16 protein-coding genes are annotated in these 14,155 nt (G+C 44.8%); 8 read left to right on the plus strand and 8 right to left on the minus strand.

Annotation, left to right across the window (positions count from 1 at the left end; all coding sequences use genetic code 11):
- Together H6550_16445 and H6550_16450 are read right to left on the minus strand one after the other, a co-directional pair.
- A partial coding sequence (locus H6550_16445) for a single-stranded-DNA-specific exonuclease RecJ (protein ID MCB9047726.1) occupies positions 1-261 on the minus strand: 261 nt, incomplete at its 3' end.
- On the minus strand, positions 254-1,636 hold the full coding sequence (locus tag H6550_16450) for an FAD-dependent monooxygenase (GenBank protein MCB9047727.1): 1,383 nt from the start codon (positions 1,634-1,636) through the stop codon (positions 254-256). The genes H6550_16445 and H6550_16450, both read right to left, overlap by 8 nt.
- A 169-nt stretch (positions 1,637-1,805) precedes the next feature.
- On the opposite strand from H6550_16450, the gene lepB reads away from it, so the two are divergent.
- The 7 genes from lepB to H6550_16485 are packed head-to-tail and all read left to right on the plus strand — an operon-like array spanning position 1,806 to position 8,596.
- Positions 1,806-2,993 (plus strand): signal peptidase I, encoded by a 1,188-nt coding sequence (gene lepB / locus H6550_16455; protein ID MCB9047728.1) that lies wholly within the window; start codon positions 1,806-1,808, stop codon positions 2,991-2,993.
- 9 nt (positions 2,994-3,002) lie between these two features.
- Entirely contained in the window at positions 3,003-3,383 is a 381-nt protein-coding gene (locus H6550_16460; GenBank protein ID MCB9047729.1) for a cytochrome c, read from the plus strand.
- A gap of 47 nt (positions 3,384-3,430) precedes the next feature.
- On the plus strand, positions 3,431-4,522 hold the full coding sequence (locus H6550_16465; protein MCB9047730.1) for a methyltransferase: 1,092 nt from the start codon (positions 3,431-3,433) through the stop codon (positions 4,520-4,522).
- Between the two features lie 20 nt (positions 4,523-4,542).
- Positions 4,543-5,787, plus strand: a complete 1,245-nt coding sequence (locus H6550_16470; protein MCB9047731.1) for an FAD-dependent oxidoreductase — start codon at positions 4,543-4,545, stop codon at positions 5,785-5,787.
- A gap of 18 nt (positions 5,788-5,805) precedes the next feature.
- Positions 5,806-6,414 (plus strand): 3-oxoacyl-ACP synthase, encoded by a 609-nt coding sequence (locus tag H6550_16475; protein ID MCB9047732.1) that lies wholly within the window; start codon positions 5,806-5,808, stop codon positions 6,412-6,414.
- 3 nt (positions 6,415-6,417) lie between these two features.
- Positions 6,418-7,608: a beta-ketoacyl-[acyl-carrier-protein] synthase family protein gene (locus H6550_16480; protein MCB9047733.1), complete on the plus strand. Its 1,191-nt coding sequence runs from the start codon at positions 6,418-6,420 to the stop codon at positions 7,606-7,608.
- Between the two features lies 1 nt (position 7,609).
- Positions 7,610-8,596 carry a beta-ketoacyl synthase chain length factor gene (locus H6550_16485; protein MCB9047734.1) on the plus strand — a complete coding sequence of 329 codons (987 nt, stop codon included), beginning with the start codon at positions 7,610-7,612 and terminating at the stop codon, positions 8,594-8,596.
- A gap of 242 nt (positions 8,597-8,838) precedes the next feature.
- Here the strand turns inward: H6550_16485 and H6550_16490 are convergent, their stop codons facing one another.
- The 4 genes from H6550_16490 to H6550_16505 all read right to left on the minus strand — a co-directional run bounded on the left by H6550_16490 (position 8,839) and on the right by H6550_16505 (position 10,801).
- A complete protein-coding gene (locus H6550_16490; GenBank protein MCB9047735.1) occupies positions 8,839-8,997 on the minus strand; it encodes a hypothetical protein in 159 nt (52 codons plus the stop codon).
- 348 nt (positions 8,998-9,345) lie between these two features.
- Positions 9,346-9,558, minus strand: a complete 213-nt coding sequence (locus tag H6550_16495; protein ID MCB9047736.1) for a hypothetical protein — start codon at positions 9,556-9,558, stop codon at positions 9,346-9,348.
- Positions 9,559-9,725: 167 nt separating this feature from the next.
- Positions 9,726-10,064, minus strand: coding sequence for a hypothetical protein (locus tag H6550_16500; GenBank protein MCB9047737.1), 339 nt, complete (start codon positions 10,062-10,064; stop codon positions 9,726-9,728).
- Positions 10,065-10,066: 2 nt separating this feature from the next.
- On the minus strand, positions 10,067-10,801 hold the full coding sequence (locus H6550_16505) for a carboxypeptidase-like regulatory domain-containing protein (protein ID MCB9047738.1): 735 nt from the start codon (positions 10,799-10,801) through the stop codon (positions 10,067-10,069).
- A 145-nt stretch (positions 10,802-10,946) separates the two neighbouring features.
- Between H6550_16505 and kbl the strand changes: the two genes are divergently transcribed.
- Positions 10,947-12,137 (plus strand): glycine C-acetyltransferase, encoded by a 1,191-nt coding sequence (gene kbl, locus H6550_16510; protein ID MCB9047739.1) that lies wholly within the window; start codon positions 10,947-10,949, stop codon positions 12,135-12,137.
- Positions 12,138-12,249: 112 nt separating this feature from the next.
- Here the strand turns inward: kbl and H6550_16515 are convergent, their stop codons facing one another.
- Both H6550_16515 and H6550_16520 read right to left on the minus strand, forming a co-directional pair.
- Positions 12,250-12,864: a sterol desaturase family protein gene (locus tag H6550_16515; GenBank protein ID MCB9047740.1), complete on the minus strand. Its 615-nt coding sequence runs from the start codon at positions 12,862-12,864 to the stop codon at positions 12,250-12,252.
- A gap of 41 nt (positions 12,865-12,905) precedes the next feature.
- On the minus strand, positions 12,906-14,155 hold a 1,250-nt coding region (locus tag H6550_16520; protein ID MCB9047741.1), incomplete at its 5' end, for an MMPL family transporter.

Consider the following 14,155-nt stretch of genomic DNA (forward strand, 5'->3'; position numbering starts at 1 on the left):
GTCATAATCGCCATACACCAATATCTTTTCATGCCATTCAAAAGCATCTTTAATACGGGACACAGCCTCACGCATGCCTTTCATCAGCATAGGATCGTGCAGTTGCGACAGGTCAGGTCTGAAAAATGTCTTTGCCGAATCGTAATCTGTAATGCCACGTATGGTCAGCAACCTGCACAACACAGGGTTGACCTTAAGTACATCATGTAAGTGGTCTGTAATTTGTTCGTCAGCAGGTTTTAGTGTCCAGCGCTTAATCATCTTTATGCCCGAAGTCCAGTTGTTGCACCGATTGGTGGTAGTCTGCAACCCACTTATCTAATTGTTGTAAAAATTGTTCGTTGTTGATATTATTAAAAAAGTCACCCTTATCCATGATCTTACCCAACAGGTTATCCTGTGCCTCTATACAGCTTTTGGCCGTACTGTAAGGTATATGGCTGAATGACACCATCTCATACACAGATATGAACTGCTCAGGATAACGCCTCACCAATTCTTTTTCTATCTTTTTACGCTCAAGGAAAGCAGCATCTGCCACCTTATCACGCATCTCGATGAAATTCTTCAATGCCAGCTCAGCCACCGCATCACCATTAGGTTTGCGCATAGTATCATATTGCTGCAGTATAGTAGTCCAGTCATCTTTATACTTATCCATCAGGCCTGCAAGTATGGTACAATCTTCAAAACCCGCATTCATACCCTGCCCGTAAAAAGGAACAATAGCGTGTGCAGCATCGCCTATCAGTGCACTCTTGTCTTTATAGTGCCATGGCTCAATGAATGTGGTTATCAGCGAAGCCGTAGGGTTGGTAAAAAAGTCTTCTATCAATGTCGGCATCTTTGGCACTGCATCCGGAAAATGCTCGTTGAAAAATGCCTTAACGTCCGCCTCAGTCTGCAATTGCTCAAAAGAGTCTTTACCCTCAAAAGGCATAAACAGCGTACAGGTGAAATTACCGTCCGTGTTAGGCAAGGCTATCATCATAAAATTCTTGCGTGGCCATATATGCAGACCATTTTCTTCTATCTGTAGCCCTCCTTCTTCCAGTGGTGGTATTGACAACTCTTTATAACCATGTTTCAGGTAAAAATGGCGGGCATCTACCCTGTCCATATGTATATAGCTGTTGCGCAGGGCAGAGAATGCTCCGTCTGCGCCAAATAACAGGTCTGCTTCTATTACATTGGTGCTACCATCCTCTTGTTCCATATGCAGTTTATTCTCCTGCACATCCACTTTGGTACAGCGCTGGTTAAAATGTATAGTAACCCCATGTTCTTCAGCTAATGTCATCAGTTTGCGGTTCAGTTCGCCACGGCTTACAGAGTATATCGCTTCGTTATTAGTCCCGTATTGCTGAAATGCCGAGCTGCCGTCTGCCTGGTGCAGATAGCGACCGTACATCGGAATAGCTATGTCTGCAATATCTTTCCTTAAGCCCGCAAGGTCCAGCGCACGCCAGCCTCTTTCACTCATAGCCAGGTTGATAGATTTTCCTGCCGACATTGTATTCAGCCTCATGTCGGGTCTGCGTTCATATACCGTTACTTCGTGTCCTCTTTTCCTAAATATTATTGCCAATAAGGAGCCAACCAATCCTGCTCCTAATATTGTAACCCTGCGAGCCATAGTTCGTTGTTTTAGGGCGACAAATTACTAAAGTATTTACAAACCTTTTTGAGAAAGACATATATACATTTTAAGAAATCTTATTGTTAAAATTGTTATTGTATTACACTTGTAACCATTGAAATGAAGCGGAAGTTGTTACTTTTGAGCTTCAAATATCCCAAACCTCATGCGACTGGCATTCTGGAAAAAGAAAGACCAAAAAGACAAAAAGAAGAAATCCGTACTCCGCGAATGGTTAGATGCGGGACTCTTTGCAGTAGTAGCTGCCACCATAATCCGTACCTTCCTGATAGAGGCATATACTATACCAACCGGCTCAATGGAAGGTAGCCTGCTGGTAAATGACTACTTGTTTGTAAGCAAAGTAGCCTATGGTCCACGCATACCCAATACTCCTATAGCAGTGCCACTGGTACATAATACTATATTCGGTGGAGAGTCATATTCTAAATCAGTACAATGGGGCTATCACAGGCTGCCTGGATTTGGTTCTGTTAAACGTAATGACATAGTAGTATTCAACTTTCCTAATGGCGATACTGTAGTAAAAGAGGCACCTGAGCAGGACTACTACGCTCTGTGCCGTGAATATGGCAGAAATACTGTTGTCGGATTAAATTCAATTATTGTTCGCCCTGTTGACAAAAAAGACAACTATATCAAGCGCTGCGTAGCTGTTTCGGGCGACAAACTGCAGATAAAAAATGGTGTTGTGTTTATCAATGATGAACCGGCAAAGCTGTTCCCGCACGCACAAAGCACCTATGAAGTAGTAACGGGCAATCTGGGTCTGTCCTCTGAGTTTCTCGAAGACAATCACATTGAACGTGAAGGCTCGCTGGGTCCCAACCGTTATATGCTGACGCTGGAGAACGACCAACTGGATATGATGTCAAAACAACCCGGAGTAGTATCTGTAGCTCCGCTCAACGATCCTGCGGGTTATGTACCCGCTAATCCTATCGCATGGGTTTTCCCACACGATACGGCCAATTTTAAATGGAACAGGGATAATTATGGACCACTGGTGATACCTAAAGAAGGTGCTACCGTGCAGCTGACCCCTGAAAACATAGCTATATACCGCAGGCTGATTAAAATATACGAGCACAATAATTTTGAAGAGCGCGATGGTAAGTTCTTTATCGATGGTAAAGAGATCACTTCCTACACGTTCAAAATGAACTATTACTGGATGATGGGTGATAACAGGCACAACTCTGCCGACTCCCGCTACTGGGGCTTTGTACCTGTCGACCATGTAGTAGGTAAAGCTTCGTTTGTATGGATGAGCCACGAGAACGGCCTGAGATGGAACAGGCTGATGCGCACTGTCTCTCACCTGAGTGAATAATATTAAACAATGAAATATCTAAAGCTGCTAACCCTCGCATTAGGCGTATGCCTGATGTCGTGCGGCGATGAAGAAAAGCCTGTGGACAATAGTAGTACCGATATTACCCGGGAAGTAAATAAAGGCGAACAGTTGTTCAACAACTATTGCCTGCAATGCCATGCGCTGGACAAAGACAAGATAGGTCCTCCGCTGAAAGGCGCTTTCTCACACTGGGATAATGACACTGCCCGCATAAGAGCTTTTATCATGAATGCCGGAGCAAGTATCCGTTCCGGCGACCCAAGGGCCGTACAGGTAGCGCAAGACTGGAACAATGCCATGATGACCCCGATGCCGCATCTGAGCAACCAGGATGTGAATGCTATACTGGAATACATAGCAGAATAGCAGGTTACGATTATTGTTCCTATTTTTATGGCATTATTACTATAGATATGTCTGAAACGATCGCCCCTGAACAGGGTTTATTTGAGCAGGAGAAAAAAACGGCCATGCAGGCCATCTCGCAGGCGCAATTCATTGCATTTGCTCCGTACATCTTTAATGCGTCGGTGTTACTCAGAGATAGTGGTATTTTAACCACAGTAGAAGCAGCACGCCTTAATGGTATCACATTGGAAGATGTGGTGGCTAAAGTAAATATGTCACACTACGGTGTACGTATCCTGCTGGAAGCAGGCCTGGGTATAGGACTGGTACTCAGGAGAGATGGCAAATATTTCCTCTCTAAGACAGGACACTTTTTCCTGAACGACCAGATGACACGCGTGAACACCGATTTCATGCGCGATGTATGCTATGAAGGAGCCAAAGAATTAGAAAGTTCTATTAAGAACAGCAAGCCGGAAGGGTTAAAATATCTGGGCGACTGGCCTACTATCTACCAGGGACTATCCATGCTGCCTGAACCTGCAAAGAAAAGCTGGTTCGATTTTGATCATTATTACAGCGACCATACTTTCCCTGAGGCTATGCCTATGATATTTGAACACCAACCTAAAAAGGTGATGGACATAGGCGCCAATACAGGCAAATTCTCCCTTGCCTGCCTGAACTACAACAGTGATGTAGAACTGGGACTGGTAGACCTGGGTATTCAGCTGAAAGTAGCTGAGAAAAATTTGACTGATAAAGGCTTCGCAGGCAGGGTACAGTACCACGAACGGAACGTACTGGATAAAAATTCTGAATTGCCCTCAGGATACGACATTATATGGATGAGTCAATTCCTGGATTGCTTCTCTGACGATGAAATAGTATTCATACTAGAGAAATGCCACCGTGCACTAAATGAGAACGGACGTGTATTTATCAACGAATTGTTCTGGGACAGGCAAAAGTTTGAAGCCTCGGCCTTCAGCCTGCAAATGACCTCATTATATTTTACCACTATGGCCAATGGCAACAGCCAGATGTATGACAGTAAAATATTCCTCCAACTAATCGATAAAGCCGGCTTCGATATCGTGACACAGAAAGACAATATCGGGCAGGTGCACAGTGTATTGGAACTAAAAAAGAAATAAGCAGTATAATTCTATAGAACATGAACATAGGTAAAGAGGTAGATGTTTTGGTAATAGGCGCCGGCCCCTCAGGCACTATTGCAGCATCTATCATTAAGCAGTCAGGTTTGACTGTTGAGATCGTCGAGAAAATGCAGTTCCCCCGCTTTGTGATAGGCGAAAGCCTGCTGCCCCGTTGTATGGAGGCACTGGAAGAAGCCAAATTCCTCGATGCTGTAAAAGCAAAAGGTTTCCAGCAAAAAGATGGAGCAAAATTTGTGATGAATGGCAGAGTGTGTGATTTCACCTTCTCGCAACAACACACAAAAGGCTGGGGATGGACATGGCAGGTACCTCGTGCCGATTTTGACAAGACACTGGCTGATGAGTGTGAAAAGATGGGCATACCGGTTCACTATCAAACAGAAGTAACCAATATCGAAATATTTGACGACCACTCTATCACAACAATAAAAACAGCGGACGGCGCCACGCAAACCATCAGGGCAAAATTCATTGTGGACGGCAGTGGCTATGGCAGGGTAATACCCCGCTTGTTCGGGTTAGAGAAACCATCTCACCTGAAACAACGCAAAACGCTGTTCTGTCACATGACAGACCCCAAACGTCATACCGTGTTTGAGCCGAACCGCATTACGGCTATAGTACACAACCCCGATACATGGATATGGGTAATACCTTTCTCCAATGGATTAACATCTGTAGGTTATGTAGGCGAACCTGAATTTTTTGAGCAGTTCACCGGAACGCCGGAAGAACAATTTCGTGCTTTGTTGAACGCACAGCCTGAACTGGCAGAGCGTTTCGATGAATCAGAAATGGCATGGGAGCCCCGTACTCTGCAAAGCTGGAGTGCCACTACCGAAACTTTCTATGGTAAGGGCTTTGTGCTGACAGGCAACGTAACGGAGTTCCTCGACCCGATATTTTCATCAGGTGTAACACTGGCCGCCGTATCGGCACAACTGGCTGCAAAGCTGGTCATCAAACAACTGAATGGCGAAAATGTAGATTGGGAAGCAAGTTATATGCAACCGATGATGCAGGGCATAGATGTGTTCCGCACTTATGTGAACAGGTGGTACGATGGCACATTGTATAAGATATTCTTTAGCGAAGGCAAGCAAGAGCAGATAATCGGGCAGATATGTTCTGTACTGGCGGGCTACGTTTGGGACGAGACCAATCCTTTCGTCATCAATCGAGAAAAGAACCTGCCGACACTGGCGCGCTTTTTAGAAACTATGAACAAGACTACGACCTGATCGTTATAAACACAACATTTGGATCTATCAATCAACAATTGGATACACTTTAACAACTCATCCGCAACAAAAGACGGCGACGTAATTTTGCAGGATGAATATGCCGGTGTAAAAGAACCGCAGGAACTCTACAGGCTGATGTCTTTCAGCTATATGAAGTTCTTCAAGATGGATATGCTCTGCAAATGGGCATGGTTGGGCGCTGAAACCTTATTGACAAAAGAAGGGGGGCATGTGTACGATGGCATAGATAAAAACAAAATAGCTGTAGTACTCCTGACACAGAATGGCTGCATAGATGTAGACAAAAAGTACAAAGCAACCATGTCTGATATTCCCAGCCCGGCATTATTTGTATATACATTGCCCAATATCATGCTGGGCGAGATATGTATCAGGCATGGGTTCAAAGGTGAACAGCTCTGCCTGGTATCAGACGGCTTTAATGCGGAGGAACTGCACTTCTGGGTAAACGACCTGTTGCGGAACAGGGGTATGGAGGCCTGTATTTGCGGTTTTGCAGATGGCTACGACAACAATAAGGATGTTTGTTTGTTTTGGATAACAAAGCAGGATGGTAACACTCCTTTTACAAAAGAAAAACTGAACGAACTGTATAATCAATAACTGATGGCAGCTTACGTGGTAAATACCGGGCTTATTACTTCTATCGGCAACTCAACCGAAGAGTGCCTGCGGTCATTATTGCAGGGCAAGACCGGAGTGGGCAAGGCGGAATATCTTATAACACACTGGCAGGACGAACTGCCTGTAGCTGAAGTAAAAAAGACAAACGCGGAATTGGCAGAGATGACAGGTGCTGATGCAAAATGGCCACGTACGGCATTGCTCAGCGCCATCGCCGTGCAGGAAGCTTTGACGCCATTCAAAGAAAAAATATCCGGCTTGCGTACAGGTTTCTTCTCCGCCAACACGGTTGGAGGTATGGACCTGACCGAGCAGGTTTATAAAGATTTCATCAACAGCGCCGAAGCGGTTGACTTTGGCAATATCATCAACCATGAATGTGGTGCTGTTACAGATGTAGTAGCCTCACATTTCGGACTGGATGATTTCACTACCACCATCAGTACGGCATGTTCTTCATCTGCCAATAGTATTATGATGGCTACGCAGATGATCAACAACGGTATGCTGGATATGGCTATTGCGGGCGGTGCGGACAGTATGTCTAAGTTCACGCTCAATGGCTTCAACACCCTGATGATACTGGACAAACAACCCTGCCAGCCATTTGATAATGAGCGCCGTGGGTTGAACCTTGGTGAAGGTGCAGGCTACGTAGTATTGATGAGTGAAAAAGCCATGCAGCAATGCGGCGCTAAAGGCATATGTATCGTCAGTGGCTATGCAAACGCCAATGATGCTTATCACCAGACGGCTTCATCCCCCGACGGCATAGGCAACAAACTGGCTATGGGCAACGCATTGAAAAAAGCAGGCCTGCAACCCAAAGATATTGACTACATCAACCTGCATGGCACAGGTACAGCCAATAATGACAGCAGCGAAGGCAAAGCGGTTGAGGCGATATTTGAAGGCTGTATCCCGAAAGCGTCTTCTACCAAAGCATTCACAGGGCATACACTCGGTGCTGCCGGCGGTGTTGAGGCGGTATTCAGTACGCTGAGCATCCGCGATGGCGTTGTATTCCCTAACCTACGCTGGCAAAACCAGATGGAAGACATCAACTGGCAGGTAGTAACCGAACTGCAGACCGGGCTGGAGATACGTAATGTATTATCCAACTCATTTGGTTTTGGCGGCAATTGTTCATCATTGATCTTCTCAAAGTGCTGATATGGATTTGTATATAAACAGTGTGGGTGTCATCAGCGGGGCGGGCAATAACATGTCCGGCGGATTCTTATCAACGAAACCCGACTACTCCACCCATGTGCTATTAAGTGTAGAACCTGACTATAAAGAATATATCCCTGTAATGCAACTGCGCCGCATGAGCAAAATAGTGCGCAGGGGCGTAGTAGCTGCCAAAACAGCCATGCAAAATGCAGGCATTGAAAAGCCGGACGCCTTCAGTATTGGTACGGCCTATGGCTGCCTGCAGGATACGGAAAGTTTCCTGGGCAAGATGATAGAACAGAATGAACAGATGCTTACACCTACTGCGTTTATCCAATCCACCCACAACACCGTTGGCGGGCAGATAGCACTGCTGGCAGGGTGCAACGGTCATAACCTCACCTATGTACATCGCGGCCATTCGTTTGAGCATGCCATGCTGAATGCTGCACTATACCTTGATGAACATCCCGGAGAAAATGTACTGGTCGGCGGCATTGACGAGCTTACAGACAACAGTATAAAAGCGTTACAGATAGCAGGGCTGATAACAAAAGATCACCTGGCTACAGATGACGTGATCAATGGGAGTAATGATGCAACGGTTGGTGGTGAAGGTGCTGCATTCTTTTCTGTAACACAAAAGCCCCTTACAGATAAATACATCAGCATAAAAGCGCTGGATATATTCAAAGCTAAAGATGAGCATACTGCGCTGGAAAAAGTGAAACGCTTTGCTGACAATCATAAAGATATTGATATCGACCTGTACTTATCAGGCCGCAACGGAGATAAAAAATACTTGCAGTTCTACAGCAGCGTAAGAACAGAGATATACCCTATGGTTGCTGATGCTCAATTTAAATTCTGTTGCGGGGAATATCCCGTTGCGGGGTCTTTCGCACTGGCTATGCTTTTCGAATGCCTGGAGATGCATGGTTGCGTTCCGGAATTTATAGAACTGGCACGCCCCACGGGAAAATAAAGAATGTGGTATTGGTAAATAACTTCGGGTCATATCACAGCTGCTGGCTGCTGGAATTACCGCGTAGGCTCAAGGCAGATGTTTTTTGTCGTAGCCTAGTGCCAGTGTTTTTGTTGGCATCATCAACCATTGCTTTCAACCACACAGCATAAAGCAGGCATTGGGCAGGTTCTTAATCAGGTCTTCGTATACTTATGAACATACCTGTCCTCCCATTCCTCTCGGGATAAGACGAAGGATAATTAAGTTTCCATCTGTTTTTCCAGTTCCTTCATCTCTTCAGATAAAAGGTCTTCCTGTTTGCGTGTGCCAAACACAAGGTGCAGTTTTCCGTGTGGACATTGTTTTCCTGGATATAATGTATCATACTCCTGAAAGGTGCTTACCCAGTTACACACCATGAACAGATTCTCCGGTATTTCGTCGTGCAGCCAAAACACCCCTGCGGACCGCGCACCACCAACTCTGAACTACCACTACATCGTTGAAAATATATTCTGTTGCACCTCTTCAGGTACACCACCACCAGTTCTATCACATTGGTACCATCCGGCATCGAAGTGCTATAACTGCGCCATCGCTTGTTGCGCTTTCATGTATGGGTAGATCGGCGACAAACTGCCCGGTTTGAAATCAAAACGCTCAGTTTCGGGCAACTCGCCAGTAACGCCGTGTAATAGGCGTTGCCTGTTCTATTCTGGTTACTATCGCTTTTGCCATTGAGGTAGCATAATATAAAGTTGCACAAATTAATCTGTTGAGCCGGCGTGGTTTCTTTGTTTGTCAGGTTCTGCCCATATAGCATAACCACGTATCCACATCATCAGCTCCAGTGTTGAAGCCTTGAGTGCATAATCCGGTTCCATAGGGTTATTTGATAAAAGTAATGGCAGAGTCGCGGGTTGATCCATAACTTTCATCACAAGGTCAGGGTTATATCTTATGGCAATATACTTCTGCACTCCATGGCCTTAAAAGACCCATGAATGTTTATCCTTTTCTCTGTCCCGATATACGTGCTGCCAGCTCTGAGGATAGCTCCATCTGGTAATACCATCGCCTCGCACCACCTATAACTTTCGGTTTACGCTCCGCATCCTGTATCGATTTTTATAGGTGTGCAAACTCTTCATGTTCCTTCTGTACTCTCCAGTTCAGGCAATATCTCTACCCCATCCAGCGTATAAGAAAGTGTTGCCAGTGTTATTACAGCAGGAGCTACTCCCGGAGAAGCCAGCGTTTTTTTAGTGGCATAATAAGCCATCATATGTATGATTGTATCTCCGTAAATAGCTTTCAACTTATAGCAACCGTTGTTATCTGTAACTGCGCCGTCAACGGTTCTCTTGTTCACTACTATTACCCCTTGTAGTGCCTTACCGGCCTCGTCACGTACTATGCCCTGTGTAAACTGCGCCGATACAGTCAGCGGTAATATGCAAATCAGTATGTACAACAACAGTTTCATATCTACTCTTTTATTTGTTCAACAAGGCTATCATTTATCCTGGGTATTCCTGTTGAATCTATCACCTTCAGCCACTCACGATAGTGATACCGTATCCACATCTTCATTTCCAGGTCGGTAGCCGCACGGGCATAATCATAAGGCATCGGGTATGCATTCATAAAATGCCCTAAGCTATCACCCTGCATACCTGTCATCTCTGCTACCAGTTCGGGCGTATAGCGTGTATCAATAAATCGGGCATCCTCCCATTGGTTGAATTTTTTCTGGAATTTAAATATCTGCTTGCTCCGTTTATTGAACTTTTCGGCCACAAACGAAAAAGGACTGCCCAGTACACTGCTTTTACTCCTTGACAAGAAAGGTCGATATGTCTTCACATTCTCAATGGAGTCTATCTGGTACTGCGTATAGTCAGGCATCAGTATCACTTCCTGCAGCCTGTAACTAATAGCCTCAAGGTTTATATCCGCAGTATATACCCCCACGCTGATCGGCATCTGGTACTGTGCCGCTTTATAGCCTATATATGAGAAGGCCACCTTGTCTCCCGCAACAGCCTGTATAGTAAAATATCCCTCCGGGTTGCTGTAGGTTGACTTTTGTGTACTCAGGTTTACTACCGTTACCGGGTACAAAGGCTGGCCACTGCCTTTTTCTGTCACCCTGCCCTTCAGCGTTTGTGCAACACCGGGCAGCGGGGCAAGAAAGCATAATATGGCCAGTAGTCGGTACAAGTATATTCTATAATAAGCAAATGTAACATACAAGGCTTTCTATCCGAAGCTTATACCCCTGTTTTGACAATACTTTATGAACAATTTAGCCTGAGACATGGATAAGTAAGCCGTTTGTTTTTATTTTGTCCTAAAATCAAGAATTATGTCAAGTCCGTCATTTTACACAAGGTTACAGTCTGAGCTAAAAGAAATTGAAGACGCCGGTTTATATAAAAAAGAACGTTTTATTGAATCTGAGCAGGGAGCGGAAATAACCGTGAATGGCAAACAAGTGCTGAATTTCTGTGCCAACAACTACCTTGGGTTGTCATCGCACCCTAAAGTAATAGAAGCGGCACATAAAACAATTGACAGTCGTGGTTACGGTATGAGCTCCGTACGTTTCATATGCGGCACCCAGGATATTCATAAAGAACTGGAAGAAAAGATCTCGAAATTCGTAGGTGCAGAAGATACTATTCTATACGTTGCCTGCTTTGATGCCAACGGTGGTGTGTTCGAGCCTTTGCTCAACGATCAGGATGTTATCATTTCTGATGAGCTGAATCACGCCTCTATCATCGATGGTGTACGCTTGTGTAAAGCACAACGTGCGCGTTACAGGCACAACAATATGGCCGAATTAGAGGAGCAACTGAAAGCCTACACAGGAGCCCGTACACGCCTTATTGTTACCGACTCTGTTTTCTCAATGGATGGCACTATAGCACAACTCGATAAAATATGCGATTTGGCTGATAAATATGATGCACTGGTGATGATAGACGAAAGCCACTCTTCGGGCTTCATGGGTAAAACAGGCCGTGGTGTTCATGAACTGTGTGGTGTAATGGATAGGATAGATATCATAACAGGAACATTGGGCAAGGCATTGGGTGGTGCTTCAGGTGGTTTCACCAGCGGCAAAAAAGAAATTATTGATATGCTGCGCCAGCGTAGCCGGCCATACCTGTTCTCCAACACTGTAGCACCGTCAGTGGTTGGCGCTACTATCGCAGTATTAGATATGCTAAGCGAAACAACCGAACTACGTGACAGGCTGGAAGAAAATACAATATACTTCCGCGAGCAGATGACAGCTGCCGGTTTCGACATCAAACCCGGCACACATCCTATTGCTCCCATCATGCTGTATGATGCGGTATTAGCGCAAAAAATGGCAGCACAATTGCTGGATGAAGGCATCTATGTGATCGGCTTCTTCTACCCGGTGGTTCCTAAAGGGCAGGCACGTATCCGTGTTCAGATATCTGCTGCACACACCCGCGAACATCTTGACAAAGCCATTGCTGCTTTTACAAAAGTGGGCTGGGAACTTGGCGCAATAAAATAACTAGGAGCTTAGTCGGGTCTACAATATTTCATAAAAAAGCTGCAGGCAAATTACCTGTAGCTTTTTTATTCTACCTTTCGATAGAAAAAGTATTGATACATAACGGTAAACATTACCCCTCCTTACTCGGCACAGTGCCAAACACATGGTCCCACAATACAGAACTAACACCGAAACCTTTTTCAGGATATTTGTAATGATGCAGGTGATGATTACGCCAAAGGGCCTTTAACCATCTTGGTGGTGCGTAAGAATGTATAGAATAGTGCATGCTACCATACAGCATATAACCCAATATAAAGCCCGGCCAGAAGGATAAGGCATATACCCCCATCAATAGATACATACCGCCAAAAATCAGTGATGAAATAATGATACTGGGTACAGGCGGCATGAACAGTCGTTCACGATCGCGTGGGTATTCGTGATGTACGCCGTGCAGGGTGTATACAAACCGTTGACCTGCCCTGCTTTCTGTGATAAAATGGAATAGGTAGCGGTGCATCAGGTATTCAAAAAAGGTCCAGAACAAGAGGCCTGAAAAACAGATAAGTGCCTCTGTACCTACGTCAACACCCAAGTATTCCACTCCGTAATACAACATGAAACTGATTACCGGAAAATATATACTATAGATGACAAAAGGATGTGTTTTTGTCAGCAACTCGAGGAAAGGACTTTTGAAAAGTCTTGCCTGTCCTTTGTTTTTTATCTTGTTCAATTCCATGGCTAGCGGAATTAATCAGGACAAAATTACGGAAAATGTTATTACTGCTTTGTCTCCTCCCCTTCTTTTTCGTCCTCACCAATAAACCAGGTAGGAGGTTTGCTCTTGCGCAGTATCTTATCCATCCAAAGCAGTAGTGCAGGTTGCAGTATCAGGTTAGTTACCATTGCTATGAATAAGGTCATAGACGTAAGCAGCCCAAGCGATTTGGTACCATCGAAACGAGATAGGATAAATACACCGAAACCGGCAATCAATATCAGGGATGTATATATGATACTTAAGCCGGTGTCATGTATGGTTTGCTGTACTGTAGCGGGAATATCTTCATTGTGCTTACTAAGTTCCTGCCTGAAATTGACCAGGAAGCGTATGGTCACGTCAACTGTAATACCAAGGGCAATACTGAATACCAACACCGTAGAGGGTTTCAGTACAATACCACTCCAGCCCATAATACCGGCAGTAATAATAAGGGGAATGATATTAATAATAATAGAGATAAGCAATATCCTCCATGAGCGGAACAGGAATACCATACAGCCGAATATCATAATAAACGCCAGTATGATACTGTCGCGAAGACTGTTGATGATAAAACGGCTGCCCTCCAGGAATACCACACTCGTTCCCGTGAAAGTAACATCATAACGGGAGGTATCGAACAATTCAAGAGCTTTGGGCCTGAGGCTGTCAAGTAATAATGGCAAACGGTTGGTGCCAACATCTGCAATATTAATGCTTAAACGCGCAGACTGGCGGTTGCTATCTACAAAGGAACTGACCAACCTTCCGAACATACTGTTCTTATCATTGTTGCCACGCAGGTAAGGTTGTATAAATGCTGCATCAAACATATTCGGGATGCCATAGCTGGAGCTATCACCATTATAGTAAGCCTGTCGTGCAAACTTTACACCATCTACAAAAGATAAGGCACGGCCCATTTCGTGGAAATTCTTCAGGTAATCATCCAGTTTATCTATCTTCTGCATGACAGTAAGCGAGGTCGCAGCGTTTTTGCGACGCGTATCGACTACTATTTCAAGGGGCATTACACCTGTAAAGTGTTTTTCAAAGAATTTAAGGTCAGTATATACTTTCTCATCTTCCGGTAAGTCGTCAACAATATAACCCTGTGTTCTCAACTGGTACATACCAAAGAGCGAAAACGCAATAACCACAAGGCTGAAAGCATATATCCACGGGCGATGGCGGAATACCCAATTGGTAAAGAATGTAAGTAGTTTATTTATCCATTTGCTCTGTAGGTAGTGGGTATGCCTGCCTT

The organism is Chitinophagales bacterium (assembly GCA_020636495.1).
Lineage (GTDB): Bacteria > Bacteroidota > Bacteroidia > Chitinophagales > Chitinophagaceae > UBA5543.

Excerpts from the sequence above, each read along its gene's own strand:
- H6550_16450 (MCB9047727.1), bottom strand. The coding sequence starts at position 1,636 with ATGGCTCGCAGGGTTACAATATTAGGAGCAGGATTGGTTGGCTCCTTA.
- lepB (MCB9047728.1), top strand. The coding sequence starts at position 1,806 with ATGCGACTGGCATTCTGGAAAAAGAAAGACCAAAAAGACAAAAAGAAG.
- H6550_16460 (MCB9047729.1), top strand. The coding sequence starts at position 3,003 with ATGAAATATCTAAAGCTGCTAACCCTCGCATTAGGCGTATGCCTGATG.
- H6550_16465 (MCB9047730.1), top strand. The coding sequence starts at position 3,431 with ATGTCTGAAACGATCGCCCCTGAACAGGGTTTATTTGAGCAGGAGAAA.
- H6550_16470 (MCB9047731.1), top strand. The coding sequence starts at position 4,543 with ATGAACATAGGTAAAGAGGTAGATGTTTTGGTAATAGGCGCCGGCCCC.
- H6550_16480 (MCB9047733.1), top strand. The coding sequence starts at position 6,418 with ATGGCAGCTTACGTGGTAAATACCGGGCTTATTACTTCTATCGGCAAC.
- H6550_16485 (MCB9047734.1), top strand. The coding sequence starts at position 7,610 with ATGGATTTGTATATAAACAGTGTGGGTGTCATCAGCGGGGCGGGCAAT.
- H6550_16490 (MCB9047735.1), bottom strand. The coding sequence starts at position 8,997 with ATGGTGTGTAACTGGGTAAGCACCTTTCAGGAGTATGATACATTATAT.
- H6550_16500 (MCB9047737.1), bottom strand. The coding sequence starts at position 10,064 with ATGAAACTGTTGTTGTACATACTGATTTGCATATTACCGCTGACTGTA.
- kbl (MCB9047739.1), top strand. The coding sequence starts at position 10,947 with ATGTCAAGTCCGTCATTTTACACAAGGTTACAGTCTGAGCTAAAAGAA.
- H6550_16515 (MCB9047740.1), bottom strand. The coding sequence starts at position 12,864 with ATGGAATTGAACAAGATAAAAAACAAAGGACAGGCAAGACTTTTCAAA.